This is a genomic window from Synechocystis salina LEGE 00031, assembly GCF_015207985.1.
GTDB classification, from domain to species: domain Bacteria; phylum Cyanobacteriota; class Cyanobacteriia; order Cyanobacteriales; family Microcystaceae; genus Synechocystis; species Synechocystis salina.
This window is the reverse complement of record NZ_JADEVV010000020.1, coordinates 1-24361: the sequence shown is the minus strand read 5'-3', so window position 1 is coordinate 24361 and position 24361 is coordinate 1. Positions and strand designations below refer to the sequence as shown.

Here is a 24361-nt window from a genome sequence, read left to right as displayed (position 1 = left end):
AATTGTCCTAATTTATTTTGGAAATGGGTAAAATTTCCTTTGCAATGAATTCCTGGTAAGCTTGTTGAGCGGCGGCCTGTTCTGCACTTTTTTTTGATGGACCGCTGCCACTACCTAAAGGTTGATCGCCAAGCCAAACCGTTGCCTGAAAACCTGATTGCTGGGGCAAATTTTGATCCAGGGGTTCTACCCGGTATTCCGGCAAACATTTGTAATGGGCTTGGGTCCATGCCTGCAAGGCTTCCTTATAGTTATGGAGGGCAGGATCTTGTCTAATTTCAACGGCTTTTGCGCGCAAATGTTCACTCAACCAAGGGCGGATCAAAGACAAATCCCCTACGCTCAGGTAAAGGGCTCCTAATAAAGCTTCAAAGCTATCTGCCATTAGGGAAACTCGCCCATTTTTATCTGCTAATACCGCGGGGGTAATCCACAGGAATCGGTCTAGGCCATACAATTCTCCCCAACCGGCAAGGGTGCGATCACTGACCAAAATAGCCCTCAGGGCAGACATTTCCCCCACCGAAGTCTGGGGGTAGTGTTCCATCAGCACTTCCGCTGAAGCTAATCGCACCACCGCATCGCCAACGAACTCCAGTTGCTGATAATTTTCTTCCGGGGATTGACTGGCGTGGGTCAGGGCCAAATCCAGTAGCTTCCAATCCACCGGATCATTCTCGGTTAACCCCAACCGTCGCAGTAGGGCCTTTAACTGGGTTTGACGATGGGGAAGCAGGGACATATGGGCTTAAAAGAGGGTGTAAATAAAAGGGGCGATCGCCGATCCTTGGGTGAAAACAATTAACGCTCCCAGAAGGACCAGGGTTAAAATCAGTGGTAATAGCCAATATTTTTTTCTTTGCCGCAAAAATCCCCAAATATCCTGCAATAATTCAATAAATCCTTCCATAAAGTTATTTTTAAGCGTTGATCAACAATTGGAGTTAGTAGGGTTTTTGCAGATGGTTAATGTCCCGGGGACGACAAGGTGATCGATAGGTTACCCGTTGAGGCTCCAATTGACGGGCCATGGTATCCCTTTTCAATAATTTCATCACCAGGGCCATGGGGGTAACCACCAACGCAAAAATTAGGGTCAGGATAATGCGGCTATTAATCCACCCTAAAACATGGCCAATTTTTAACCATAGTTCATACACCGGGCCCAAACTGCGGGGAGTGAACAGTCCCAGAAAAACAAAGCCAGCGGCGATCGTCCAGGGCAATACGGGTAATCCGTGGCCCTTGAGCAGGGGAATGAGTAGACCAAATAGAAAGGCAATCATCCCTGCCATAATCCAGGCAAATTCCCGCAGCATTTTGACCGTGGGGGCAGTCTTCGTATTCGTCATAACACTCGACAAGATGGCAATCTTTGGACGGGTTGATGTTAACAGACTTTAAACTAAACTAGATTAAGCTATTTTGCCGACCATACAGTTAAAAATTTAACCTCCTCCAAGACAATCTTCCCCTTAGCTCAGCGGGAATAATTTTAGTGTATCTTAGTTCCCGTAAACGCAAATAACTTCTTCAATGCTTTTTTACATAATCTTTTAATTGTCTTTTTTGTGTTTGACAATTCTTGAATTTGTTGTGAGGAAGTCTCAAGTTCAATTTGGAGGACTTGGTTATTAGTTTCTAATTGGATAATTTGCAGGTTTTGCCGTTCTATTTGCTCAATTAAGGTTTTATTTTCCACTTCTAACTGGGCATTTCTGCCCGCCATATTATGATTATGGGCTTGTAAATGGTCAATTACATGATTTGCTTCTGCGTTTTTCCATTCAAGTTCCCCCAATAGAACACGATGTTTAAGCTCTTCCACTTGACATTGCCGAAAGTCTTGCCAAAGGGCAGTGAAATTCTGTTTTTGGGGTCTATTTTTATTATTCTCAATAGTTTTAAGGCATAGCTGACTAATTTTAGTGGCGGTTGTCCACCAAGAAAATTTTTTCGCTTGCTCTTCGCCCCTGGCAATTAATTCATTGCGAATGGTTGGAGTTTGCACTTTTTCTAAGGCTGCAACCATTTCTACTACGTCTTGGCCGCCAACATAGATAACCGCATCTTCCCCCACCTCCGGCAGCGAAGAATTATGGCAGGTAATCACAGGACAATCGCAAGCCATGGCCTCAAGAATGGGTAAACCAAATCCTTCATACAAAGAAGGGTAAACCAAGGCGATCGCCCCAGAATAAAGGCACCTTAATTCCAAATCCGTTGGTCGAACTAAACAAACATTAATGTCACTAGCTAGGGCAGCTAATTCTGACTCTAAGGTAATCTCTCCCCCAACACAAACAAGGGTAAGTTTTTGGAGATCTTTGCTGGTCTGGAAGGCTTGGAATAGAATAGTTGCGTTCTTATACTGATTAAGACTTAAACGAGACCCAACTAAAAGTAAATAGGGAGAGTTGATGGCAAACTTATACTTGACGGCGGCAATTTCTGCGGCAGAAGCAGGGGAAAAAATACTATCTACACCATTATGAATAATATTTACTTGGGAAGCCTTAACTTCGGGACAAAGTTTGAGCAAGTCCTTCGCTGTATTTCTAGATACCGTAATATACTGACTGGCATAAACTATGGCATAGCGTTTTTCTCGCCACCAGAATTCGCTTAAATCTAAGCCAATTACCTCCGGAATCATGTCATGAATGATTAAAACCGAGGGAGTATATAACGGAGTAGTGTAATAGGTAGAAATAAATAAGTCGGCATTAAATTGATTACAAATATCCTGCAGTTTGCCAGAAAATAACGCCTCTTCTTGATAATTAAATGGGGGGAGATGGTAGTATTGCACCCCTGGTAGTGATGGAGCAGTATGACCTCGATCAATTAGAACAATATTTTCTATGAAACCAGAATCGCACCATTTTTCCAACAGAGTTCGCCAAACTCGAGCGATGCCTGTGTCAGCAATTTGAAAGAAGATGCCATCAATAACAATTTTCATGGACTGTCAAGGTTTGGAGGCCGTTCAAGTTTGCAATCAGGATTTCGCCGTCAAAAAAAATTCCTCTGGAAACATATAACGTTCACAAAGGAATCTATGCAGTAATAATATCTTGGATTTAGGCCGCTGGCCCTGGAAGTTACCTAAAAAATACTTCTGTTTTTTCTGTTTTGACAACAGGTAACAGATGAAAACTTTCCTAGATAACCCCCAGAACTTGAGCCACTTTTGCGAACCGGGCCGGAGTAGTAAAACATACCCCAGGGGGAAACACATTTTTTCCTAGAACAGGCCCAGGGTCAGGGACTTATCAATGGGGAAAGTGGCGCCAGCTCCCAACCATAAAGCCGCCGCAGTGCCGAACAAGAAGATGGTCATGGCAATGGGACGACGGAAGGGGTTTTGGAATTTATTCACACTTTCAATGAAGGGTACCAACATCAAGCCGAGGGGAATGGCCGCCATGCAGGCGATTCCCAGAAGTTTGTTGGGGAGAATGCGCAGAATTTGGAAAGTGGGGTACAAGTACCATTCAGGCAAAATTTCCAGAGGGGTCGCAAAGGGATCCGCTGGTTCACCGATCATGGCGGGGTCAAGGATGGCTAATCCAGCAATTAGTCCCAAAGCACCCAAGATGCAGATGGGAAACATGTAAAGAATGTCATTGGGCCAGGCCGGCTCACCGTAATAGTTGTGGCCCATGCCTTTGGCCAGTTTGGCCCGTAAATCGGGATCGCTGAGATCCGGTTTTTTGATAATGCTCATGGGGCGGAGGCTCCAAGTTAAGGTTTTTTAGGGATTTTCTAGATTCTCTAATCTGTTTCAATATTCAACAATTTGGCAACGGTTGAAACGAAATTGCCCTATCAAATCAGATTAGTAGGGGGATAGAAATTACAAAGGACCAGAAATGCCTTGTTTGCGGATCATTAGGAAGTGCAACAGCAACAACACGGCGATCGCCCAGGGCAGGACAAAGGTGTGGAGGCTGTAAAAACGGGTCAAGGTAGCCTGACCAACACTTTCACTACCCCGCATGAGGGTCACCAATTGATCCCCAACCACAGGAATGGCGGCCGGTACACCGGACACAATTTTCACTGCCCAGTAGCCCACTTGGTCCCAGGGGAGAGAGTAACCAGTTACACCAAAGGTAACAGTGGTGACGGCTAGCATTACACCGACAACCCAGGTCAATTCCCGGGGCTTTTTGAAACCGCCGGTGAGGTAAACCCGGAAAACGTGGAGAATCATCATCAGCACCATCATGCTGGCGGACCAACGGTGAATGGAGCGGATCAGCCAACCGAAGTTGACTTCATTCATGATGTATTGGACAGAGGCAAAGGCTTCCGTGACCGTGGGTTTGTAGTAGAAGGTCATGGCAAACCCAGTGGCAAACTGGATCAGGAAGCAGGTCAGGGTCAGGCCCCCCAAGCAGTAAAAAATGTTTACGTGGGGAGGAACATACTTGCTGGCAATGTCGTCGGAGATGGCTTGCACTTCCAGGCGATCATTGAACCATTGAAAAACTTTTGATTCGGTGACTTCTTTTGAAAACATTGAAGCTAGACTTCTCTTAAGGATCAGGGATGGAGGGGGTTGACTCCAGCGGAGCCGTAAAATCGCATATAATCAGCGTACTATGACGGTCTGACCAAGGGTGGAAAAGCTCCCAAACTTGGCAAAAATGAGAACTACTCATCACAAAATGTAACACAGCTTTAAGCCCTGGGGAAAGGGAAGTCCGGCTGTGGTGCTGCTCTAAAATTTTGCTCCTCTATCCATGCTCGCTAAATATTTTTCCGAACCCATTGATCGTGCGGCCCTGAGTTTGATCGGTGTCCTTAGTGCGGCGATCGCCGTGGTGGGGGTTGGTCATTACACCTGCCAAGACAATAATCAGTGCATATTTGCCAACCGTCCCCGGGTACAGGATTTTAGTTGGGACGGGGCCCACTTGGGGGCCAAGGACAGGGCTTTTATCATCACCTTCGACCGTCCCATGGATCAACGGGAGGTGGAAAAAAATTTGGTCATTACCCCAGCCCTACCGGGAAAAATTAGTTGGGCGGGGCGTCGCATGGCCTACACCTTGGAAAATCCCATTCCCTACGGCACCGATTATGATCTGCAAATTACCGATGTGCGGGAACAGTATGCCGGTGAGCACCATGGGCAAATGATGGCTCCTTTCACCAGTAGTTTCCGTAGTCGTGACCGGGCCTTTGCTTACATTGGCACCCAAGGGATTGAGCAGGGGCGGATTATTTTCTACAACCTCACTAAACAGAGAAAAACTATTCTCACTCCACCGGGGCTGACCGTGGTGGACTTCAAATTCTATGAGGGGGGCAAAGCAATTCTGTTTGCCGCCGCTGAAAGTCAGTTGGGCTTTGAGGGGCTCCGGCAATTGCAGTTATACCAGGTGCCCGTGGTGGAAAGTGACAACCCCCAGGAATTGCCTAAACCGACTTTGGTGCTGGATAACCAGGAGTTTCAGAATAATCAATTCGATGTGAGTGAGGACGGCAAGTCCATTGTGGTGCAGAGGGTCAATCGTCAAAATCCCGCTGACTTCGACCTCTGGATGCTAAAAAATCAGCAAAAGCCGGAACGTTTGAAGGTACAGGGTGGAGACTTTCAAATTGCCCCGGATAACCAGTCTCTGGCGGTGGCCCGGGGGGAAGGCATTGGCATTTTGCCCTTGCAACCGGAAGCCAAGCCGTTGGATTTTCTGCCCAAATTCGGCCAACTGTTAACTTTTTCCAGTGATGGTAGCGCCGCCGCCCTGGTGAACTTCAATACGGAGGATGCCCAAAAACGCTTCCAAAGAACCCTTTTCTTTGTCAACACCCTCGGGGTGCAAAAGGAATTGGTAGATACGGATGGCTCCATTGTCAGTTGCGAATTTGGCCGCAATAATCAAACTCTCTATTGTTTGTTGACCAAGCTTTTGCCTGGGGATGAATATATTGAACAGCCCTATTTTGTTCAAATTAACGTCAACAGTGGTGAAGTTTTTCCCCTGCTCAAGCTCCAGGATTACCGGGACACCCAAATGAGTCTTTCCCCCGACGGTTTGGCCCTGTTATTTGACCAGGTAATTATCGACCCCGAAACCCCAGCCAATAGTCGCCTGAACACTGATACCGGGGAGGCGATCGCCGATAGTCAATTGTGGCTCCTGATCCCGCCCCTGAGGCCAGAGTTGGGGCAACAGGCAGAACTTAAGGCTCTATCTCTGATGGGTTTTCGTCCCCTGTGGGCTCCTTAGTAGATGATGGGTTTTGCCTGGCCTGGCAATGGTGTTCTACCCTTTCCAGAGCGGGGAAGAGGGGCCCCAGCCAGCGGCGGTAAATATCCCTCGAATTGGGGGAAGTCACAACCCGATTAACCAAATCTTCCCATTCCGGCTGATCGGCGGGCAAAATTAGTCCATAACCCTGGCAATCTAGGGGATAGGAGGGATAAAGGCGATAACTCCGCCCGAGGGGAAGGTCTAGCACCAAGGCTTCCCCAAATAGCAAAATGCCATCACTGGCAAAGGCATCAATGCGCCCCTGCATGAGGGCTTCCACCCCCAAGCGTCGTGCGGTAAAACCCTGAAAATTAATCAGTTCTGCTTCGGGGTAACGGGCCGCTAAAAATTCACTGTTACTGGTGCCGCCCAAAACCCCAATTCTTTCCCCCCGCAAATTGCCATCGCTATCAAATTCCCCCAGGCGATCGGTGGCCACTAAAAATTGGGTTCCTGTAACGAAAAAGGGCCGGGAAAAGGTAATGGGCAACTGTAGGTCACGGCGGATGGTGTTGGGGCCACATTCCACCACCACTACTTTTTCCGCCACGAGATTGAAGCGATTGAACAAACTGGATTGGTAAAATTTCACCAGCAAAGGCTGACCCCCCAGGGTGGCAGATACCTCTGTCTGTAGGGCTTCGATGAAGTCCACACAAATGCCTGTCCATTGATTGGCCGGGCCGTCCCGAAAACCAAAGGGCACCGAGTCGTCCCGAATGGCCACCCGTAGTAGGCCGCTTGCCCGAATGGATTCCAACACCGTTTCAGCCTGGGCTACGGGCATCACAAAACTCTGTAAAGCCCAAGCTAATAGGGGCAGTAGGGGGCGGAGCATGGGGAAAGATTTTGAGTGGGAGAGACGGGCACCATTGCGATTGCTCATTGCCAATTGTCCAAAAGATCTTTAAACAGAGCTTCTTCAATCCAGATTTTTAAAACCACCGTCAGGGGTAGGGCCAGGATCAACCCTAAAAGTCCGAATATGCTGGCAAAAAATAGTTGGGCGATGAGGGTAACGGCAGGCAGAAGGGAAACTTGCTTGGCCATGACAATGGGGGTTAGCCAATAGCTCTCCACATTTTGAATGAGGAAATAGAGAATTAGCACAGCAATAACTTTCCAGGGGGCATCCAGCACCGCAATCATCAGGGGGAAGACCACACTGGCGGCGGGACCGATGTTGGGAATAAAGTTTAAAATCCCCGCCATCAAAGCATGGACTAGTACTAATTTAATTTGCAGTATCCATAGGCCAATGCCGCTGAGACCAGCGATAAAAAAAGAATTAATTACAATGCCCGTCAACCAATTGCCCAGGGAAGATTCCGATTGGGTCAGGATTTCGTCAGCCCGGCGGCGGTAAAAGGAGGGAAATAACTTGAGGGTCCCCTGTCGATAGGCTTGGGGAGAAAACAACATCATCACGGCGATCGCCAGGATGAAAAGTATTTGCAGGACGGCGGTAACGGAATTGGAAAAAAAGCTAATCAGGGAACTAAGGGCATTGGCCCCCAGGGCGGAAATGGAATCCGGTAGGTCATCAACAGAAAAAGCCTGGCTAAAAAATTTCACCTCTACCCGGTCGTGCCAGTCCTCGAACAACCTCTCCAGGCGATCGCCAACTTTAGGCAGAGAACTGAGCAGCACTTGCAATTGCTCCCAAAAAGGAGGAATGACCAAGAGAAAAAATAGGGCCACCGTCACCGTGACACTAATCAGGGTAATGGCCAGGGCCAAAGGTCGCTTAATACCCCAGGTCTGCAATTGTTTAACCAAACGATTGAGGGCTGTGCTCAGCACAATGGCCAGGAAAAGCAGTAACAGCAGTTGGCGGATTTCCCAAGCCACATAGGCTGCCATTACCAAACAAGCTAAACCTAACCACTGACTAAGCTTCATTACAACAGTCAATCAATCTACTCAGGGCTGGAAATTAACAATGCGGGCAAGGCTCTGGGGTTCCAGACTAGCTCCCCCCACCAAAGCTCCATCAATTTCCGATTGGGCCATAATTTCATCCACATTGTTGGCGTTGACCGAACCGCCATACTGGATGGTGACCTGAGAATTAGTTAACTGTTCCCGAATTAACCCGATGACCCGATTGGCCTCCGTCGCCGCACAGGTGTCCCCTGTACCAATGGCCCAAATCGGTTCGTAGGCAATGACTAAGTTGGATTGATCGACATTCACCAAGCCTTTTTTCACCTGGTCAATGATGACCTGTTCCGTTTCCCCGGCATCCCGTTGGGCCTTACTTTCTCCCACACAAAGAATGGGAATTAAGCCCGCCTTCTGGGCTGCCAATACCCTTAAGTTCGCAGTTTCGTCCGTTTCACCAAAATATTGCCGTCGTTCACTGTGGCCGATAACCACATAATGAATACCAATTTCCGCCAACATAGCCGCCGAAATTTCTCCCGTGTAGGCACCGCTGGGTTCCCAATGGACATTTTGCGCCCCTAAGCGAACCCTGCCGCCATGGAGTTGTTGGGACATGCCGCTTAAATCGGTGAAAGGAACACACAACACCACTTCACGACTTTCCGCCGCATCTTCGATTAAAGGCTTAAACTCCTGCAAAAACGCTTGGGCCTCCGCCTGCGTCTTATGCATTTTCCAATTGCCCGCAATAATAATTTTTCGCACGATTCCAATCTTTAACGATGAAGGTCACAACAAAATTTGCCAACCCCCAGTTTACGTCGTCCGGGGTCGTCACCATTGATTAATCAGCAACTAACCCCCAAACTAAGCTGGTTGAACCCAGATTAATACCGCCCTTGCTTTTAATCTAGCCTGGTTGAGAAGATAAACTGTAACTAATTGCGGCCCTGGTGGAGAAAATTATGAGCCAACAAAAACCGTTTTCGTCCCTGACCGGCTTTGCTCTGGCCGCTTTGGTGGTGGCCTTGGTTGGTACCGGCTTTGCCCTCTGGACTGGGTTTAATCTTTCCCAACGTTCCCCCACGGTCACAGTGGACCCCGATAAACCCGACATGGCCATCCCGGGACAGGCACAAATTTACTGGCTCAGTAACAATGACACGGCGATCGCCTTTGTGCCCCAAAATATCCCCCCCAACAATGATCCACCGGCAGTGCAGACGGAGCGGGCCCTGAAAACCCTCTTAGCTGCCCCCAACAACCAAATTTCCGCCATTCCCCCCAACACCAGCCTTTTGAGCCTCACCAAAACCCCCACCGGCATCAACGTTGACCTATCAGCCCAATTTACCGCAGGGGGAGGTAGCCAAAGCATGATCGCCAGGCTGGGACAAATTGTTTACACTGCCACCAGTACAGATCCCAATCTTCCTGTCCTTTTACTGGTGGAGGGAGAACCTCTAACAGTACTAGGGGGAGAAGGGTTGATGATCGCACAGCCCATCACCCGCAAGCAATTTGAAACGGATTTTATGCCCCCTGATCGTTGACAATTATGGTCATGGTCTGCTCATCTATGGTGAGGACAGTCGGAATTGTCACGGTTTTAGCCGGTACAAGTAGCCCCATTTAACTAGATTCAGACTGGACCTTATCAGTCCGGATACCCTGTTTTTAAAAGCCGAACGCTCTGCAATGTCCTCCCCCTCCGAACTTGGTAATGCGTCCTCTGTCCCGCTGCAGTTTTTGCTGTTCATCGACGATCGCCCCAACTCCCAAGACAGTGTGCAGGAAATTGGTCAATGCCTCACTAAACTGTTGGAGGGACACAGCCATGACCTACAAATCCTCCAAATCAGTAAACATCCCCACTTAGTAGAACATTTTCGTCTGGTCGCCACCCCCTCCCTGATCAAAATACAACCGGAACCAAGACAGGTTTTAGCTGGCAGTAATATCATCCAACAATTGCATAAATGGTGGCCCCGGTGGCAACAGGAATTAGAAACAGACTCTGGCCAAGAAGATACGGTTCAATCCCCCAGTTGTCCTCGGGAAATTTCTTCCGTGGGTTATTCCGGGGAACTGATGAAAATGTCCGACGAACTTTTTCTGCTCAAAAAAGATAAGGAAGAGTTGCTCCAACAAATACAGTTCAAGGACCAGATTTTGGCCATGTTGGCCCACGATTTACGTAGTCCCCTCACCGCCGCCTCCATTGCCGTTGATACCTTGGAATTGTTACAACACAAACCCATTGAAGAGCAGAAACCTGCCCTCAGAAGCCAACTCCTGCATCAAGCCCGCAAGCAGTTCAAAATCATGGACCGCTTAATTGAAGATATTTTGCAGGCTTCTAAAAATCTTAATTCTCAGTTTCAGGTCCAGGGTAGTCCCCTTGCCATTGCCGATCTTTGCCAGGAAATTCTGGAATTGTATCAGGTAAAATTTAGTAAAAAAAATCTCAGTATTACCTACGACATTCCCAAAGATTTACCCAATGTTTTTGCCGATGAGGAATTAATTCGCCAAGTGATTGCCAATCTTTTGGACAACGCTATTAAGTACACTCCTCCCCATGGCTCCATTACAGTGGGGGCTCTCCATCGCACTACCCAAAAAGTTCAGGTCAGCATCACCGACAACGGCCCCGGCATTCCCAATTCCAAACAAGAAACCATTTTTGAAGGACACTTTCGACTACAACGGGACGAACAAACCGATGGCTATGGTTTAGGTTTATCTCTCTGTCGCAAAATCATTCAGGCCCACTACGGCCAAATTTGGGTGGATAGTCGCCCCAAACAGGGTAGTTCTTTTCACTTTACATTGCCCGTTTACCGTTGACTCCCGAACCAGTTTTTGGTTGATTTTGGGGTACTTTGTTTCAAGGCTGGCATGGTGGCATGTTATTGAAATTCCATCCCTTAGCCCACTTTAAAGTAGATCGATAACCAAGACAGAATGGCTTGCCTGAAACAAATCAGGGGCAGCAACCAGTCCCGACAGACCTGAACCGACTACTACGAAGCCATAGGAAGAATGATAGGGACATCAGACTACAGCGCCGATTTAAATTTGCTTACCGTGTATTTTGTCACTGGGAATCATTGGCCATGGAAGATTTTGCAAGGTGTTGGACTTTGCCTAAAATATTGCCATCCGTGGAACTTTGGCTGGGGAAATACAGTTCAATGATTTTAATAGTCTTGTGAGCAGCTCGAGCAAAATTTTCTGAATTACCCCAATGACAGCAGGACGAAACCAGCGCCTATCGCCCGTATTGTTGCAGAGTAGTATCGGACTGTTAATTTTGACTGCTTTGTTTCTCTTGGTGGTCAGCACCCTTTGGCTCAAAAATTTTCGTTTTGGTTCCCGTTCCTACCGGGCCACGGTACTTTTTAGCGATGCGGCGGGAATGTTGGTGGGCACCAGAGTTGACTATCGGGGGGTCCGGGTTGGTCAGGTGGTTAGCGTCACACCCCAGCCGGATGGGGTAGCGGTGGAGGTGGAAATTAGCCCCACCGATCGCCTAATTTCTAGTCGTGTGGAAATTCAGGCACGCCAATCGGGGTTAATTGGGGAAACTTCTATCAATATTGTTCCCACTACCACGGTTTTGCCCCAGGAAGTGGACTATAACCCCCTGGATAAGGACTGTAATCCTGAAGTGATTATTTGCAACGGTTCCATTTTGACGGGTCAAGATGCCCTGGATGTTAACGCTCTGATCCGGGCCATGATGCGTATTTCTGACTTTTTCAGCGAGCCCCAAATCAATGAAGCCATTCGGGCCTTGGCTACCCAAACTCCAGAAGCATTGAAGGATATTAGTCAGTTCAGCAACGAAGCAGCTACCCTGTTACGGGAAATCAACCAGGACGGAGGCGTGAAAAATATTCGTCGTACCCTTAATTCTGTTGATCGCACGGCCCAAGACCTATCAACTTTGAGCCGGGAAGCCACTGGTACTATCCGCTCCCTTAACCAAAGTGGCACCGTTGGCGAAATTAACCGTAGTTTACGTTCTGTTGGGTCAGCGGCGGAACAAATTCAGGCTTTTTTGGAAGTTAATAATCAACGCCTGGGGGCAACCCTCACCAGTCTCCAGGGCACCAGCGACCAGTTGCAGATCAGTGTTAAAAATCTGGAACCCCCTTTGGTGCAACTATTAACCCAGGTCAACGACCAAGATACGGTGGGCAACCTCAATCAAGCCTTAGTAGATCTCAAGGCAGTGGCGGACAATGCCAATCAGTTGACCGTTAATCTGAATCAATTTGCCGATCGCCTCAATGATCCCCAAACAATTATTCTGTTACAGCAGTTGTTGGAATCGGCTCGGGCCGCCACCCAGAACCTGGAAAAAATCACTTCCGATGTGGATCAAATCACCGGCAACCCAGCTTTGCGAGAACAGTTAATTCGCCTCATTCAAGGACTAAGTAATTTGGTTTCCACCACAGAACATCTGACCAAACAGGTGCAATATGCCCAGCAATTAAACCAACTTTCCGATGATTTGGCCATGGTGGCCCGAGCCCAGGAATTGCAAACTCCCACAGTGATTCCCCCCGAACCAAAAAAAGCCGTTACAAAACCCTAGGAAACTCCTAAAATTAGCTTTCGAGGTGTGCGCCATCAATCGCCTGAAAGTTACTACGAATTATTACTTTTAATTACCTTTGCCCATGACTGCTGTACCCCCATCCTGCCAAATTCTTGACGGTAAAGCCCTCGCCCAGAAAATGCAGGGGGAGTTGAAACAGGAAATTGCCCAACTGGTGGCCCAGGGGCATCGATCGCCTGGGTTGGCGGTGTTGATGGTGGGGGACAATCCGGCCAGTGCGGTGTACGTCCGCAATAAAGAAAAGGCCTGCGAAAAATTGGGCATGGTTTCCTTTGGCAAACATTTTCCTGTTGATACGGACCAGGAAACCTTAACGGCGGCGATCGCCAGCTTGAATGAAGACGAACGGGTGGACGGCATTTTGGTGCAATTGCCTCTGCCGGATCATCTTGATGCGGTCAAACTTTTGCACACCATTGATCCGGGCAAAGATGTGGATGGTCTCCACCCAGTCAACTTGGGTCATTTAGTGCGGGGGGAAGACGGTCTGAGGAGTTGTACTCCAGCGGGGGTGATGGCCTTGTTGGCGGAATATGACCTTGAGTTAACCGGCAAAAATGCGGTGGTGTTGGGGCGCAGTATTCTAGTGGGCAAACCCCTGGCCCTGATGTTGCTAGAAAAAAATTGCACTGTCACCATTGCCCATTCCCGTACCCAAAATCTGGCCGATATTACCCGCCAGGCAGACATTCTCGTAGCGGCGATCGGTAAGCCGGAATTTGTCACCGCTGATATGGTCAAACCAGGGGCGATCGTGGTGGATGTGGGCATTAATCGTCTGGAATTGGGCGAGGGCAAATCGAAACTAGTGGGAGATGTGGATTTTGCCGGGGTTGCTCCCATGGCCAGTTATCTCACCCCTGTACCCGGTGGCATTGGCCCCATGACGGTGACTCTTTTGTTAGCTAACACTGTGGCTAGTTATCGACAACGGTTGGGCCTTTGAGGCCGGGTCTATTGCTACACTGGGGGGCGGACTTGAAAAACCCTAACCCTTGGGATAATCGAGTTAGCGAACCATTCCACCAAACCAATAACCATGGGTGATTTTTTAGCCAACGTTTCCCGTTACCCCCGGTATCTGATCAGTTTTACCCTCGGCATATTTTTCTCCGTTTTTACCTGGCTTCAACCCCTCTTAAAAAATCGTGTCGGGGCGATCGCCCTGATGGGACTACTGGTCAGTGGATTCATTTTTCTCTATTTCACCCTACGGGCCATGTTAGGATTGACCGTGTAGAGGGAGTTTGGGTTAATCTGCCCAGGCTCAAACTTTTTTGTTGCCGAGGAGCAGGTCTATGGCCACCAGTCGTCGAGTTTCCCGGGTGTCGTCCCTAATTAAGCGGGAAGTCAGTCAAATGCTTCTCCACGAAATTAAAGATGACCGGGTGGGCACGGGCTTGGTTAGCGTTACGGAAGTGGAAGTTTCCGGTGATCTACAGCACGCTAAGATTTTTGTCAGTATTTACGGCTCCCCCGAAGCCAAAGCCTCCACCATGGCCGGATTGCACTCCGCCGCTCCCTTTGTCCGCCGAGAACTGGGGCAAAGGATGCGTTTGCGGCGCACCCCAGAAGTTTCCTTTTTAGAAGACCGCTCTTTGGAACGGGGGGACAAAATTCTCAATCTCCTGAACAATTTGCCCCCGGCGATCGCCGATGAAGACTTGGCAGGCTCGGATTCTGATCCCGCCCCGGATTAACTTTCCCCACGGGCAGATTAGCTCGGTACGGGGTGCGATCAACCACCAACGATCCCACCACACAAGTTTCTCCGGTTACATTCAACACCACCTAATCAAGTTTTAAGCAAACAGCAATGACAGAGGTATTACGGGTAGGACGGCCAGCACCGGATTTCACCGCCACGGCGATCGTCGATCAGAGTTTCCAGACCGTCAAACTGAGCACCTACCGTGGTAAGTACCTGGTGCTGTTTTTCTATCCCCTAGATTTCACTTTCGTCTGTCCCACAGAAATCATTGCCTTCAGCGATCGCCACAGCGAATTTACCGCCCTAGATGCGGAAGTTTTGGGCGTCTCCGTGGACAGCGAGTTTTCCCACCTCGCCTGGATTCAAACCGAACGAAAAATGGGGGGTATCGGCGACATCAACTATCCCCTAGTGTCGGACCTGAAAAAAGAAATTAGCCAAGCCTATAACGTCCTCGAACCCGATGCAGGCATTGCCCTGCGGGGACTATTCATCATCGACCGGGAAGGCATTCTCCAATACGCCACCGTCAATAATCTCTCCTTTGGCCGGAGCGTGGACGAAACTCTACGGGTACTAAAAGCCATTCGCCATGTGCAGTCCCACCCCAACGAAGTCTGCCCAGTGGATTGGCAGGAAGGAGACAAAACCATGATCCCCGACCCAGAAAAGGCTAAAACCTACTTTGAAGCAGTGGCGGAACCTTAAGATTTAAGGTTTCCCTAGGCCGAAAAACCCAAGGCCAGAGTGAAAAATTTTGACTGGTAGACGGACTGACCAGAGATAGACCATAGGCGAGCTGATAGTTTTGCTAACATCGCTAACGTTGCTAATATCCACTAATTTTCAGACCTATTTTTCTGATGATTAACTCCCCGTTCCCCCGGCTAACCCCCATGGCTCCCCTGACTAAATCCCTGACCCTGGCTATAGCTGGCATTTCCCTGGCGGTGGGCCTGGCAACTCCTGGCCATGGCGAAACCTGTGTGCCCATTCCCTTAGTGGGAGGCCAGGGTAATACGGTGACGAAAACCGTGGCTGTTCCAACTATTCCCGCAGGGCCATTGGGAATGTTGGGCATTAACATAACCCGTAATAACTGGAATACGGATTGGGCAGTGCCAGGAGGAACGGTTTTTAAAAAATTCGTGATGACGGTAACCTCCGCTGAATCCAACCCCTTTGATATTCGGATGTTTTTAAAATATAGCGATCAAACCGCTACGGAGCTTTTCAATCAACAAGGTTTTGTCTTTAAGCCCAATACCCCCTTGGAAATTATTGGTAAAGCTACTCCCGAAGACCAGCCCTATCAGGTAAATCTTTTTGTCAATGGGCTAGACTCATTGGGCAAAACCTATACGGCCACCCTAGTTGGTTGTCGTTAAGTTTTGGGGGAATTTCCCGGTTACTTGATCTGGCTAACAGTTATTAGCTAGGGGGTAAATTGAAGCCTGGCGAAGATAATCTAGGACATGGTTGAATATTGCGGTTCAGGATGTTGTTCCCGTTGCAGTTGCTCCAGGGTATCCACAAAGTCTGCAATGCCTTGAAATCGGCCATACACGGAAGCAAAACGGATATAGGCCACTTCGCTTTCCTGGCGTAAATATTGCAACACCATCTGCCCGATCGCCTCGCTGTGAATTTCGCGTTTCGGCTGTTGTTGTAAATTGGCTTCAATCTCTTCAACAATATGTTCTAGGCGCTGGAAATTAATGTCAGTTTTTTCACAGGCCCGCACCATACCCTGCAGTAGTTTGGAGCGGTCAAAGGCCTGCCGTTCCCCGTCCTGTTTAATGACCGTGACAGGTAACAACTCCAGCCGTTCGTAGGTGGTGAAACGGTGTTTACATTCCAAACATTCCCGCCTTCGCCTAATACTTTGGCCACCTTCGCTGGAACGGGATTCGAGGACGCGACTATTGTGATGCTGACAGTGAGGACATTGCATAATGGCGACAAAAAATGAGCTTAGCCCAACCTAACGCATACAAGAATGTTGCGTCAAAGTCAAGCCAGCCCACGGTTAAGACAGAGGTAAAAACTGGGGTTTCTAAGGGAGTATCCCGGCAAGAAACACCTGGGGGAGAGACCCTTTAATAAGGCTATTTTTCGATGCGGGGGGGTTCCCGGAAGGCGATCGCAAAGAAAAGGACCGCAAGGGCCATGGTCAGCACCAGAATGTAAGCAACACTTTCCATAATCTAAAAAATTCCTAAAAATTTATCCTTACACACTAATCTATACATTCCCCTGTCCCCTGACAACTAGACCAACTTAACCGGGAACCAAACACTACGGTGGGGGCACTGCTTCTTTGCTAGTATGAGTTAACGATTAACAATTGATTAAGGAGTTTAGTCCCGTTCCCCATTGCCTTCCCTGTCTGGCGGGAATCCACCAATTCCCATAGTCTAGGATTTAGTTTTCGTCTCCGTTTTTCTCTACCCTGATCCAGGAAGATTGCCGCCATGTTTCCCTCCTCCAGTGAGTTGACTGAGTTGACCGATAGTCAGCCTTTGTCTGGCCACCATGCCGATAAACCAGAAGAAGCCTGTGGGGTGTTTGGCATCTATGCACCCGAAGAAGCAGTGGCCAAATTGACCTATTTTGGACTTTATGCCCTGCAACATCGGGGGCAGGAGTCGGCGGGTATTGCCACTTTTGCTGGAAAAACGGTTCATTGTCACAAGGATATGGGGCTAGTGTCCCAGGTTTTTCAAGAATCCAAACTCAATGAGATGGTGGGCAGTCTGGCTGTTGGCCACACCCGTTATTCCACTACGGGCTCCAGCCATCGGGTCAATGCTCAACCGGCGGTGCTCCCCACCCGTTTGGGACCCCTGGCCCTGGCCCACAATGGCAATTTGGTTAACACTAATCAGTTGCGGGAAGCTCTGGCGGAAAGGGGCTGTGAAGATTTTGTCACCACCACTGATTCGGAAATGATTGCAGTGGCGATCGCCAACGAGGTGGATAGGGGCAAAGACTGGGTGGAAGGCACCATTGCAGCTCTGACTCTTTGCACTGGAGCCTATAGCTTAGTGGTCGGCACGCCGGAGGGAATTATTGGAGTCAGGGATCCCCATGGCATTCGTCCCCTAGTAATCGGCATTTTAGAGGAAGAAATTCCCCGCTATGTATTGGCATCGGAGACCTGTGCCCTAGATATCATTGGTGCCACCTATGTCCGCACAGTGGAAGCTGGGGAGTTGGTGTATATCACCGAATCGGGCTTAGTTTCCCATCGATTGGCCGAAAGCGCCGAGCGCAAACTCTGTGTGTTCGAGATGATTTATTTTTCTCGCCCGGATAGCGTGGTTAATGATGAAAGTCTCTATACCTACCGCATGCGCATTGGCAAACGGTTGGCTAAGGAATCCGCCATTGATGCTGATCTGGTAATGGGAGTGCCTGATTCTGGTATTCCAGCGGCGATCGGTTTTTCCCAAGCTTCTGGTATTCCCTATGCCGAGGGGTTAATCAAAAATCGTTACGTGGGGCGGACCTTTATTCAACCCACCCAACATATGCGGGAGCACGGCATCCGCATGAAACTCAATCCCCTCAAAGACGTACTGGCCGGCAAACGGGTCATTATTGTCGATGACTCCATTGTGCGGGGCACCACTAGCCGCAAAATCGTCCGAGCTTTACGGGAAGCCGGGGCCACGGAAGTACATATGCGGATTTCTTCCCCGCCAGTGACCCATCCCTGTTTTTATGGCATTGATACCGATAATCAAGATCAATTGATTGCGGCTCGACTAACGGTAGCGGAAATTGCCGAACAAATCGAGGTGGACTCCCTCGCTTACCTGTCCCAGGAAGGCATGCTGTTATGCACTGGGGAAGATGTCTCCCATTTTTGTTCCGCCTGCTTCAACGGAAAGTACCCCATCACCGTACCGGATGTCGTCAAGCGATCAAAATTAATGCTGGAGAATATTACGGCTTGAAAAATTAGTCTAAATTCTAAATAGGTCATCGGTGATTTTTAGGCTGGGATGGCTGGTCAGGACTGCGGTTAGCCAAAAACCAGGTTCTCCAGGCGGTGGAACTGCGGACAACAATCCACAACAGCAAGATCGCAATTAAGCCACCATTTTGGGGAGCTTTGAAAGCAAATAGCACCAGTGCCACGGAGAATAAATCCTCTAAAATCGTTACCCAAAAAGGCAGACCCCGCAGACGAAAAAACCAGCCGATCGCCACTAGCCTTATAACCAAAGCAAAGAGGGAACCGATTGCTCCCACCACCCAAAGGGGAGGAAAACGGAAATCCATTTCCAGTTCCGAGGTCAGCAGCTTGGCCACGGTAATGGCCATCATTCCCCCCACCAAGGGTGTGAAAAATAATTGCACGATTTGCAGCACCCTCTGGCCGAGCAATTTCTTTGAGCCAAACAATTCAAACAAGGACCAACTGGTTAAAACTGCCACCACCACTTGAGGATTAACCCTCCAGAGTAGAGGCACTTCTGACCACAGCTCACCCTGAATCAGACCAACGATTAACAGCGGCAGGGCAATGCGCATCCCCGCCGCCGCCGCCGCCGACAAAATTGCAAGGATTCCAAGGAGGGTGCTCATTAAAGTTCAAACCGGGAGGGCAAAACCGACCATATCAGGGATAATGTTAAGAAAAGTTGCAGATTAAATGGGAAGGAGTTACCTCATGGGCGTTGCTGTTCAAGTCAAACAACTCCGAAAAAACTACGGTGCGATCCCTGCGGTAAAGGACATTTCCTTTGCGGTGCCCAGGGGAGAGATATTTGGTTTACTTGGTCCCAATGGTGCCGGTAAGACCACCACGATCCGTTGTCTATGTACCCTCGCCAAGCCGGACGGAGGGGAACTATGGATTGATGGCGTAAACGTATTAAGCGATCCCCGCCAGGCCCGCCGCCGTTTAGGTTATGTGGCCCAGGAAGTTGCCATAGATAAAATCTTAACAGGTCGAGAATTGTTGCAACTACAAGCCTCCCTCTACCATCTTGATGCTAATGGCACCCAAAAACGCATCGACCAACTGCTAGATATTTTAGGTTTAACGGCCTATGCAGATCAGAAAACTGGCACTTATTCCGGCGGACTACGAAAACGTTTGGACTTGGCAGCAGGTTTACTGCATCAACCGGCCGTGTTGGTGTTGGATGAACCTTCGGTAGGCCTAGACATTGAAAGTCGCTTTATTCTCTGGGAATTTTTGCGGCAATTGCGAGATGCGGGCACCACCGTGGTGATCACAAGCCATTACCTAGAGGAAATTGACGCCCTAGCCGATCGCCTAGCCATCATTGACCAAGGCACAGTGATTGCCACCGGCACTCCCACGGAACTTAAAGACCGGGTGGGAGGGGACAGGGTAACCTTGAGAATTAAGGAATTTACGGAAGACCAGGAGGCGGAAAAAGCTAGCCAAATTCTCCGTTCCCTAGCTTTTGTCCAGGAAGTAATTGTTAACCACGCCCAGGGTAATTCCCTTAATCTGGTGGTGACGCCCCAGAGTAATCCCCTTAGTCAAATTGAAAAAGCTCTGCTTGCTGACGGTTTACCGATTTTCAGCTTGGCCCAATCCCGGCCTAGTTTGGATGATGTGTACCTGGCAGCCACCGGCAAAACCCTGATGGATGCGGAGTTGGCCGCCGCTGCCCAACGGGATCTCAAAGCGGAGAAAAAACAAGCAATGAAAGCCAATTAACTGCGACGTTAATAAATCTCCTGGCAACTTTTCCGGGGCGATGAAAGCAAGGGTGGAAAAAATTTCCTACCATGGTCTCCAAGGCAAAACTTCTCCTCAGTAAATGCAAAGTTAAGCAAAATTAATTTAACTGCCGTCAACCCCAAAGTCTTATGAGCCAAACCCTTACCCCTCCCAAAATCACCTCCCTGCTAGCTCCCCAGACCACCCCAGCCAATCCCCCCAGCCTAGCAGCGGAGTTTTTCCAAGAAACCATTGCCCTAACCAAGAGGTTATTTATCCAATTGCAGCGGCGCCCCACTACCCTAGTGGCGGGCATCATCCAGCCCTTTATGTGGCTGGTACTCTTTGGTGCCCTATTTCTCAATGCGCCCCAGGGTCTATTTGGTAATGACCTCAACTATGCCCAATTTCTAGCACCGGGAATTATCGTTTTTACTGCCTTTTCTGGAGCGCTGAATGCCGGTCTGCCGGTGATGTTTGACCGGGAATTTGGTTTTTTGAACCGCCTACTGGTTGCCCCGCTGGCCTCTCGCTATTCCATTGTGGCCGCCTCCACGGTGTATATCATTAGCCTGAGTCTGATCCAAGCGGCGGTAATTGTGGGGGCCAGTGCCCTACTGGGGGCCGGTTTGCCCAACGGCGTTGGCCTGGGGATGATCGCCTTGATTGTTTTTCTGATTGTGTTGGGGGTAACGGCCCTAAGTTTAGGCTTAGCTTTTGCTTTGCCGGGACATATTGAATTGATTGCGGTTATTTTCGTCACCAATTTACCCCTACTCTTCGCCAGTACGGCCCTGGCGCCCCTGGACTTCATGGCCCATTGGTTGCAGGTGGTGGCTAGCTTGAATCCTTTAACCTATGCCATCGAGCCCATCCGCTATATCTACCTCAATGGTGACTGGGGTTTGGGGAGTACGGTCTTAACTGCCCCTTGGTTCAGTTTAAATTTCGCCCAGGTGCTGGGGGTGCTAGTTCTGTTTGATGGTTTAGTATTGTTATTAATTCAGCCTTTGCTCAAACGTCGCTTTTTATAATTTTGGCTATCTTTGCCTAACTTTCAGATCTCGACGATTTTGAGTTTTAGAATCGTAGACCAATTAATCACCTGGAGCCTGATGACGATGAAGACAGCCCAGCTAACCCGCTGTTTAACCCTCAGTGCCCTCGCCACTGGCTTATTGGGCATCAACCTAGCCCCCGTTCAGGGTCAGTCCACTGGCACCGCCCCAGGGGAAGATCCGTTCGTGTCCAACAACGTTGACCCTAGTAAGCAGGGCTTGGGGGGAGGCTTTGACCCCATGTCGTTGATTCACAATGCCAATTTGAGTCGTACCCGCAATGGGTCAGATTTTGCCGAGGATACCCAAAGAAATATTAATAAGGCCGCAGACCAATTCAAGCAACTCCAACAGCAGCGGCTAATGGAAATGCAGCAACAACAGACCGACCCGGCGATCGCCCCTGCACCCGGATCGCCCTAGGTTGAATAGTGATTGCGGGCTTGGCCTATGGCATTGAAGCTAAAGCGCGGCACTTGGTTGCTCTGGGTAGTGGCCTTAATTATGGGATTGGGGGTAGGGGCCTGGGAACTGTGCCGTCACTCCCAAGATGAAGCAACTGTTATCGAAAGCCAACCGCAAGCCCGCCATTTTGACTTCAGTGCTGATTTGGTCCAGTCCGTCACCATTACCGAGTCTGGTCCGCCCCCAACAAGCATTAAACTTTATCGCCAGGCCAAAGCTGACCATGGTAAGTCTGTTTGGTTGATGGGTAATCCCGACCCAGTGGCGGTGAGTGCCCCAGGGGTAGATTTTTTGCTCGGTGTGGTCTTGGGCAGTCAGAATAGCCGGGATTTTGAGGTGTCGACAGTAGAGTTGAAGGACTATGGCCTCAGTCCTGCCGGGACAGAATTAACCATTCAATTGGTCAATGGCAAAACCCACCGCCTCCAACTAGGGAATCCGGACTTTGCAGGGGATTCTCTCTATGCCCTAGTTGACCCAGTGGATAATGTTGATATTCCGGTAGAAAACCAGAAAGTTAGCCTAGTGCCCCGTTCCCTAGAGGAATTAACCAGGCGATCGCCAACGGATTGGCAACAGGCAGATTTAGAAACTGATGGCGAAAATGGTAATAATTTAGATGGCAATGGTTCTGAAGGTGGTGTTTCCTCCGAATCCCTGGCAAGATAACTAGGTAATTTTTTTTCTTCGATGGCAGCCAAACTGGGCAAATTAGCCACAAGACTATGGCAATGCAAAAAATTTCGTTCCTGGTAAACAGTTTTCCGCTCTAGCCCTTGTTTGAATTGACAAGCAGGAATGTTTGCCCCGGCTTTGTCCTGGCCCAATTTTTAGGTTGTCCCCATTGCCCATGACCAGCAAAATCTTAGAAATTCAAGACCTAACAGTGAGCTTTGACGGCTTTCGGGCCCTCAACCACTTGACTTTTTCCATGAATCCAGGGGAATTGCGGGTCATTATTGGCCCCAACGGCGCAGGCAAAACCACTTTTTTGGATGTGATCACCGGCAAAGTTCAACCAACGGAGGGCAGGGTTTTATTCCAGGGCAAGGACATTCGTAAAATTCCGGAATATCGCATTGCTCGCCTAGGAGTGGGGCGGAAATTTCAAACCCCTAGGGTATATCTCAATCTGACAGTGGCGGAAAATTTAGACTTGGCAGTGAATCGCAACAAATCGGTTTGGGGTACCCTGATGGGGCAAGCCACCGGAGCTGAGCGGCGTAGTGTGGGAGGACTGTTGGAAACCGTTGGCCTGACTCCCAAAGCTCACTTGGCGGCCGCCCTGCTCTCCCACGGGGAAAAACAACGATTGGAGATTGGTATGTTGGTGGCCCAGTCCCCTACCCTGCTATTGGTGGATGAACCAGTGGCGGGATTGACCGATGAGGAAACCGAAAATGTGGGAGATTTGCTCTTGGCCCTAGCGGAAAGCCATTCCATCATTGTGATTGAACATGATATGGAGTTTGTGCGTCAAATTGCCCGCAAGGTGACGGTACTCCATCAAGGTTCGGTATTGTGCGAAGGCAACATGGATCAAATTCAAAATGATCCGAAGGTAATTGAAGTGTATTTAGGGGAAGCTCCCAGCCTTTCGCCCCAACAGTTTAAAATTCTCCGCACAGTGGCCGCTGTGGCCGCCGCCGATGGCAAAATTTCGGAGACAGAAATGGCCATTATTTTGGATAACCTCAGTCAGGTGTTCAAAGACACCGGGTCCGACCCTCAACATCTGCGACAGGAGTTGCAGGATTACCTGTTACAAGGGGTTGAAGTGGACTTTGCTGATTTGACTGAAGAAATTCCCAAACAAGAGGACCGGGAATTGGTGTTGCGGCTGAGTCAAGAAATTGTGGCAGTACACCGACAAGAACCGGAGCCTTTTTGGGAGTGGCAGGCCTACCAGGAACTACTGCGGGGTCTAAATTTGCCTATTACTGCTATTAGCGTTGACGAGGATGGAGATTAGCGGACTAGAACTGTCGGAGTTGGTAATCAAAAGTTACTTTTCTTCCATTTATTGATGCCCTTACGCTTGCAATAAGCTGTAAGGGTTTCTTTTATGAAGACTGACTCACCCTGCTTAAATTCTTGAGCACTGTAGGCAAAGACGCTATAGGGGGTAGTATGGAAAGGTTTTGATTTCACTGTAATTAGAAAGTCAATGGTCTAAAGTAGTCCAATTTTTACTTTTCCTTCAGCAAGGGACATTAACTTGTCTACCTTGCAAAGGAGCAAAAAAATGGAATGGGACTGGACTACACTCGATTGGGAAAAAAATAAAGAAGACCTAGAAGCCTTGGAAGAATCAGATAGAACACTCAGAGAGGGATATAAACCTAATCCAGACACAAAAAAGTTAACAGAGGAAGAGATACCATTTAGCAAACTCAAAATTGTCGAGTTTGAATAGAATTTTGTGTATCAATAACATTGCTACTCAAACCCAACATTAAGGGTGCATCCCATTTTTTCCAGTTCGATGATTTTAAGTATAAATAGGCATTGTCTGCTTAGGGAGTGAGAGCTAGAATTGTTACGCAGTATAAGGTTGAAAAAAATGAACTGTATCTATTGTGAAAGTGAACGGGTAGTGAAAAATGGAAGAAAGAAGCTGAAGACGAGACA

General features: G+C 48.9%; 28 protein-coding genes and 1 pseudogene. 16 read left to right on the top strand and 13 right to left on the bottom strand.

Features of this window, described 5'->3' with window-relative positions:
- Nucleotides 1-7: 7 nt before the first annotated feature.
- The 6 genes from rnc to petB form a co-directional block, all read right to left on the bottom strand.
- Nucleotides 8-742, bottom strand: coding sequence for a ribonuclease III (rnc, locus tag IQ217_RS08680; protein WP_194019643.1), 735 nt, complete (start codon nucleotides 740-742; stop codon nucleotides 8-10).
- A gap of 6 nt (nucleotides 743-748) precedes the next feature.
- Nucleotides 749-910 (bottom strand): DUF5989 family protein, encoded by a 162-nt coding sequence (locus IQ217_RS08675; RefSeq protein ID WP_190599471.1) that lies wholly within the window; start codon nucleotides 908-910, stop codon nucleotides 749-751.
- Between the two features lie 34 nt (nucleotides 911-944).
- Complete coding sequence (locus tag IQ217_RS08670) at nucleotides 945-1352, bottom strand: SxtJ family membrane protein (RefSeq protein ID WP_194019642.1); 408 nt, start codon at nucleotides 1350-1352, stop codon at nucleotides 945-947.
- Nucleotides 1353-1495: 143 nt separating this feature from the next.
- Nucleotides 1496-2965: a glycosyltransferase family 4 protein gene (locus IQ217_RS08665; RefSeq protein WP_194019641.1), complete on the bottom strand. Its 1470-nt coding sequence runs from the start codon at nucleotides 2963-2965 to the stop codon at nucleotides 1496-1498.
- A gap of 282 nt (nucleotides 2966-3247) precedes the next feature.
- Nucleotides 3248-3730, bottom strand: coding sequence for a cytochrome b6-f complex subunit IV (gene petD, locus IQ217_RS08660; protein ID WP_190599474.1), 483 nt, complete (start codon nucleotides 3728-3730; stop codon nucleotides 3248-3250).
- Nucleotides 3731-3859: 129 nt separating this feature from the next.
- On the bottom strand, nucleotides 3860-4528 hold the full coding sequence (petB, locus tag IQ217_RS08655; RefSeq protein WP_010873378.1) for a cytochrome b6: 669 nt from the start codon (nucleotides 4526-4528) through the stop codon (nucleotides 3860-3862).
- A 223-nt stretch (nucleotides 4529-4751) separates the two neighbouring features.
- On the opposite strand from petB, the gene IQ217_RS08650 reads away from it, so the two are divergent.
- Entirely contained in the window at nucleotides 4752-6242 is a 1491-nt protein-coding gene (locus IQ217_RS08650) for a hypothetical protein (RefSeq protein WP_190599475.1), read from the top strand.
- Here the strand turns inward: IQ217_RS08650 and IQ217_RS08645 are convergent.
- From IQ217_RS08645 to tpiA, 3 genes are read right to left on the bottom strand one after another with little or no spacing between them, the layout of a single operon-like run.
- A complete protein-coding gene (locus tag IQ217_RS08645; RefSeq protein ID WP_194019640.1) occupies nucleotides 6196-7152 on the bottom strand; it encodes an amino acid ABC transporter substrate-binding protein in 957 nt (318 codons plus the stop codon). The genes IQ217_RS08650 and IQ217_RS08645 overlap by 47 nt on opposite strands.
- A complete protein-coding gene (locus IQ217_RS08640; RefSeq protein WP_194019639.1) occupies nucleotides 7149-8168 on the bottom strand; it encodes an AI-2E family transporter in 1020 nt (339 codons plus the stop codon). The genes IQ217_RS08645 and IQ217_RS08640 overlap by 4 nt, the downstream gene beginning before the upstream one ends.
- A 21-nt stretch (nucleotides 8169-8189) precedes the next feature.
- Nucleotides 8190-8918: a triose-phosphate isomerase gene (gene tpiA, locus IQ217_RS08635; protein WP_194019638.1), complete on the bottom strand. Its 729-nt coding sequence runs from the start codon at nucleotides 8916-8918 to the stop codon at nucleotides 8190-8192.
- A 200-nt stretch (nucleotides 8919-9118) separates the two neighbouring features.
- Between tpiA and IQ217_RS08630 the strand changes: the two genes are divergently transcribed.
- On the top strand, nucleotides 9119-9706 hold the full coding sequence (locus IQ217_RS08630; protein WP_228023998.1) for a GerMN domain-containing protein: 588 nt from the start codon (nucleotides 9119-9121) through the stop codon (nucleotides 9704-9706).
- A 145-nt stretch (nucleotides 9707-9851) separates the two neighbouring features.
- Nucleotides 9852-11003 carry a histidine kinase gene (locus tag IQ217_RS08625; protein ID WP_194019636.1) on the top strand — a complete coding sequence of 384 codons (1152 nt, stop codon included), beginning with the start codon at nucleotides 9852-9854 and terminating at the stop codon, nucleotides 11001-11003.
- A 90-nt stretch (nucleotides 11004-11093) separates the two neighbouring features.
- On the opposite strand, the pseudogene IQ217_RS19500 reads toward IQ217_RS08625, so the two are convergent.
- Nucleotides 11094-11168 (bottom strand): annotated as a pseudogene (locus IQ217_RS19500) (hypothetical protein); the annotation flags it as partial.
- A gap of 235 nt (nucleotides 11169-11403) precedes the next feature.
- Here IQ217_RS19500 and IQ217_RS08615 point away from each other — a divergent pair.
- From IQ217_RS08615 to IQ217_RS08590, 6 genes are all read left to right on the top strand, one after another.
- Nucleotides 11404-12762, top strand: coding sequence for an MlaD family protein (locus IQ217_RS08615; protein WP_194019635.1), 1359 nt, complete (start codon nucleotides 11404-11406; stop codon nucleotides 12760-12762).
- 85 nt (nucleotides 12763-12847) lie between these two features.
- The gene (gene folD / locus IQ217_RS08610; RefSeq protein WP_194019634.1) at nucleotides 12848-13732 is read left to right on the top strand and encodes a bifunctional methylenetetrahydrofolate dehydrogenase/methenyltetrahydrofolate cyclohydrolase FolD; all 885 of its coding nucleotides are present in this window, start codon (nucleotides 12848-12850) and stop codon (nucleotides 13730-13732) included.
- Nucleotides 13733-13825: 93 nt separating this feature from the next.
- Nucleotides 13826-14026, top strand: a complete 201-nt coding sequence (locus tag IQ217_RS08605; RefSeq protein ID WP_010873367.1) for a DUF751 family protein — start codon at nucleotides 13826-13828, stop codon at nucleotides 14024-14026.
- Between the two features lie 58 nt (nucleotides 14027-14084).
- Entirely contained in the window at nucleotides 14085-14486 is a 402-nt protein-coding gene (gene rbfA / locus IQ217_RS08600; protein ID WP_194019633.1) for a 30S ribosome-binding factor RbfA, read from the top strand.
- A 116-nt stretch (nucleotides 14487-14602) separates the two neighbouring features.
- Nucleotides 14603-15205, top strand: coding sequence for a peroxiredoxin (locus tag IQ217_RS08595; RefSeq protein ID WP_194019632.1), 603 nt, complete (start codon nucleotides 14603-14605; stop codon nucleotides 15203-15205).
- 188 nt (nucleotides 15206-15393) lie between these two features.
- On the top strand, nucleotides 15394-15885 hold the full coding sequence (locus tag IQ217_RS08590) for a hypothetical protein (protein ID WP_228023999.1): 492 nt from the start codon (nucleotides 15394-15396) through the stop codon (nucleotides 15883-15885).
- A gap of 80 nt (nucleotides 15886-15965) precedes the next feature.
- On the opposite strand, the gene nrdR is transcribed toward IQ217_RS08590, so the two are convergent.
- Together nrdR and IQ217_RS08580 are read right to left on the bottom strand one after the other, a co-directional pair.
- Nucleotides 15966-16451: a transcriptional regulator NrdR gene (gene nrdR, locus IQ217_RS08585; protein WP_190597572.1), complete on the bottom strand. Its 486-nt coding sequence runs from the start codon at nucleotides 16449-16451 to the stop codon at nucleotides 15966-15968.
- Nucleotides 16452-16605: 154 nt separating this feature from the next.
- Nucleotides 16606-16701, bottom strand: coding sequence for a photosystem II reaction center protein T (locus tag IQ217_RS08580; RefSeq protein WP_010873362.1), 96 nt, complete (start codon nucleotides 16699-16701; stop codon nucleotides 16606-16608).
- 270 nt (nucleotides 16702-16971) lie between these two features.
- On the opposite strand from IQ217_RS08580, the gene purF reads away from it, so the two are divergent.
- Nucleotides 16972-18459 carry an amidophosphoribosyltransferase gene (purF, locus tag IQ217_RS08575; RefSeq protein WP_194019631.1) on the top strand — a complete coding sequence of 496 codons (1488 nt, stop codon included), beginning with the start codon at nucleotides 16972-16974 and terminating at the stop codon, nucleotides 18457-18459.
- Nucleotides 18460-18484: 25 nt separating this feature from the next.
- Here purF and IQ217_RS08570 read toward each other — a convergent pair whose 3' ends face one another.
- On the bottom strand, nucleotides 18485-19093 hold the full coding sequence (locus tag IQ217_RS08570; RefSeq protein ID WP_190597570.1) for a DUF4126 domain-containing protein: 609 nt from the start codon (nucleotides 19091-19093) through the stop codon (nucleotides 18485-18487).
- Nucleotides 19094-19160: 67 nt separating this feature from the next.
- On the opposite strand from IQ217_RS08570, the gene IQ217_RS08565 reads away from it, so the two are divergent.
- From IQ217_RS08565 to IQ217_RS08540, 6 genes are all read left to right on the top strand, one after another.
- Nucleotides 19161-20204, top strand: a complete 1044-nt coding sequence (locus tag IQ217_RS08565) for an ABC transporter ATP-binding protein (protein ID WP_476718268.1) — start codon at nucleotides 19161-19163, stop codon at nucleotides 20202-20204.
- 152 nt (nucleotides 20205-20356) lie between these two features.
- Nucleotides 20357-21241, top strand: coding sequence for an ABC transporter permease (locus IQ217_RS08560; protein WP_194019629.1), 885 nt, complete (start codon nucleotides 20357-20359; stop codon nucleotides 21239-21241).
- 87 nt (nucleotides 21242-21328) lie between these two features.
- Nucleotides 21329-21688 carry a hypothetical protein gene (locus tag IQ217_RS08555; RefSeq protein ID WP_228017034.1) on the top strand — a complete coding sequence of 120 codons (360 nt, stop codon included), beginning with the start codon at nucleotides 21329-21331 and terminating at the stop codon, nucleotides 21686-21688.
- A 27-nt stretch (nucleotides 21689-21715) separates the two neighbouring features.
- Entirely contained in the window at nucleotides 21716-22399 is a 684-nt protein-coding gene (locus IQ217_RS08550) for a hypothetical protein (protein ID WP_194019628.1), read from the top strand.
- Nucleotides 22400-22580: 181 nt separating this feature from the next.
- Nucleotides 22581-23702 (top strand): urea ABC transporter ATP-binding protein UrtD, encoded by a 1122-nt coding sequence (gene urtD / locus IQ217_RS08545; protein ID WP_194019627.1) that lies wholly within the window; start codon nucleotides 22581-22583, stop codon nucleotides 23700-23702.
- Nucleotides 23703-23975: 273 nt separating this feature from the next.
- Nucleotides 23976-24146 carry a hypothetical protein gene (locus IQ217_RS08540; RefSeq protein ID WP_194019626.1) on the top strand — a complete coding sequence of 57 codons (171 nt, stop codon included), beginning with the start codon at nucleotides 23976-23978 and terminating at the stop codon, nucleotides 24144-24146.
- Nucleotides 24147-24361: the final 215 nt, after the last annotated feature.

Bases quoted from the DNA above. Each gene is read 5' to 3' on its own strand.
- rnc (WP_194019643.1), bottom strand. From the start codon at position 742: ATGTCCCTGCTTCCCCATCGTCAAACCCAGTTAAAGGCCCTACTGCGA.
- IQ217_RS08675 (WP_190599471.1), bottom strand. From the start codon at position 910: ATGGAAGGATTTATTGAATTATTGCAGGATATTTGGGGATTTTTGCGG.
- IQ217_RS08670 (WP_194019642.1), bottom strand. From the start codon at position 1,352: ATGACGAATACGAAGACTGCCCCCACGGTCAAAATGCTGCGGGAATTT.
- IQ217_RS08665 (WP_194019641.1), bottom strand. From the start codon at position 2,965: ATGAAAATTGTTATTGATGGCATCTTCTTTCAAATTGCTGACACAGGC.
- petD (WP_190599474.1), bottom strand. From the start codon at position 3,730: ATGAGCATTATCAAAAAACCGGATCTCAGCGATCCCGATTTACGGGCC.
- petB (WP_010873378.1), bottom strand. From the start codon at position 4,528: ATGTTTTCAAAAGAAGTCACCGAATCAAAAGTTTTTCAATGGTTCAAT.
- IQ217_RS08650 (WP_190599475.1), top strand. From the start codon at position 4,752: ATGCTCGCTAAATATTTTTCCGAACCCATTGATCGTGCGGCCCTGAGT.
- IQ217_RS08645 (WP_194019640.1), bottom strand. From the start codon at position 7,152: ATGAGCAATCGCAATGGTGCCCGTCTCTCCCACTCAAAATCTTTCCCC.
- IQ217_RS08640 (WP_194019639.1), bottom strand. From the start codon at position 8,168: ATGAAGCTTAGTCAGTGGTTAGGTTTAGCTTGTTTGGTAATGGCAGCC.
- IQ217_RS08630 (WP_228023998.1), top strand. From the start codon at position 9,119: ATGAGCCAACAAAAACCGTTTTCGTCCCTGACCGGCTTTGCTCTGGCC.
- IQ217_RS08625 (WP_194019636.1), top strand. From the start codon at position 9,852: ATGTCCTCCCCCTCCGAACTTGGTAATGCGTCCTCTGTCCCGCTGCAG.
- IQ217_RS08615 (WP_194019635.1), top strand. From the start codon at position 11,404: ATGACAGCAGGACGAAACCAGCGCCTATCGCCCGTATTGTTGCAGAGT.
- folD (WP_194019634.1), top strand. From the start codon at position 12,848: ATGACTGCTGTACCCCCATCCTGCCAAATTCTTGACGGTAAAGCCCTC.
- IQ217_RS08605 (WP_010873367.1), top strand. From the start codon at position 13,826: ATGGGTGATTTTTTAGCCAACGTTTCCCGTTACCCCCGGTATCTGATC.
- rbfA (WP_194019633.1), top strand. From the start codon at position 14,085: ATGGCCACCAGTCGTCGAGTTTCCCGGGTGTCGTCCCTAATTAAGCGG.
- IQ217_RS08595 (WP_194019632.1), top strand. From the start codon at position 14,603: ATGACAGAGGTATTACGGGTAGGACGGCCAGCACCGGATTTCACCGCC.
- IQ217_RS08590 (WP_228023999.1), top strand. From the start codon at position 15,394: ATGGCTCCCCTGACTAAATCCCTGACCCTGGCTATAGCTGGCATTTCC.
- nrdR (WP_190597572.1), bottom strand. From the start codon at position 16,451: ATGCAATGTCCTCACTGTCAGCATCACAATAGTCGCGTCCTCGAATCC.
- IQ217_RS08580 (WP_010873362.1), bottom strand. From the start codon at position 16,701: ATGGAAAGTGTTGCTTACATTCTGGTGCTGACCATGGCCCTTGCGGTC.
- purF (WP_194019631.1), top strand. From the start codon at position 16,972: ATGTTTCCCTCCTCCAGTGAGTTGACTGAGTTGACCGATAGTCAGCCT.
- IQ217_RS08570 (WP_190597570.1), bottom strand. From the start codon at position 19,093: ATGAGCACCCTCCTTGGAATCCTTGCAATTTTGTCGGCGGCGGCGGCG.
- IQ217_RS08565 (WP_476718268.1), top strand. From the start codon at position 19,161: ATGGGAAGGAGTTACCTCATGGGCGTTGCTGTTCAAGTCAAACAACTC.
- IQ217_RS08560 (WP_194019629.1), top strand. From the start codon at position 20,357: ATGAGCCAAACCCTTACCCCTCCCAAAATCACCTCCCTGCTAGCTCCC.
- IQ217_RS08555 (WP_228017034.1), top strand. From the start codon at position 21,329: ATGAAGACAGCCCAGCTAACCCGCTGTTTAACCCTCAGTGCCCTCGCC.
- IQ217_RS08550 (WP_194019628.1), top strand. From the start codon at position 21,716: ATGGCATTGAAGCTAAAGCGCGGCACTTGGTTGCTCTGGGTAGTGGCC.
- urtD (WP_194019627.1), top strand. From the start codon at position 22,581: ATGACCAGCAAAATCTTAGAAATTCAAGACCTAACAGTGAGCTTTGAC.
- IQ217_RS08540 (WP_194019626.1), top strand. From the start codon at position 23,976: ATGGAATGGGACTGGACTACACTCGATTGGGAAAAAAATAAAGAAGAC.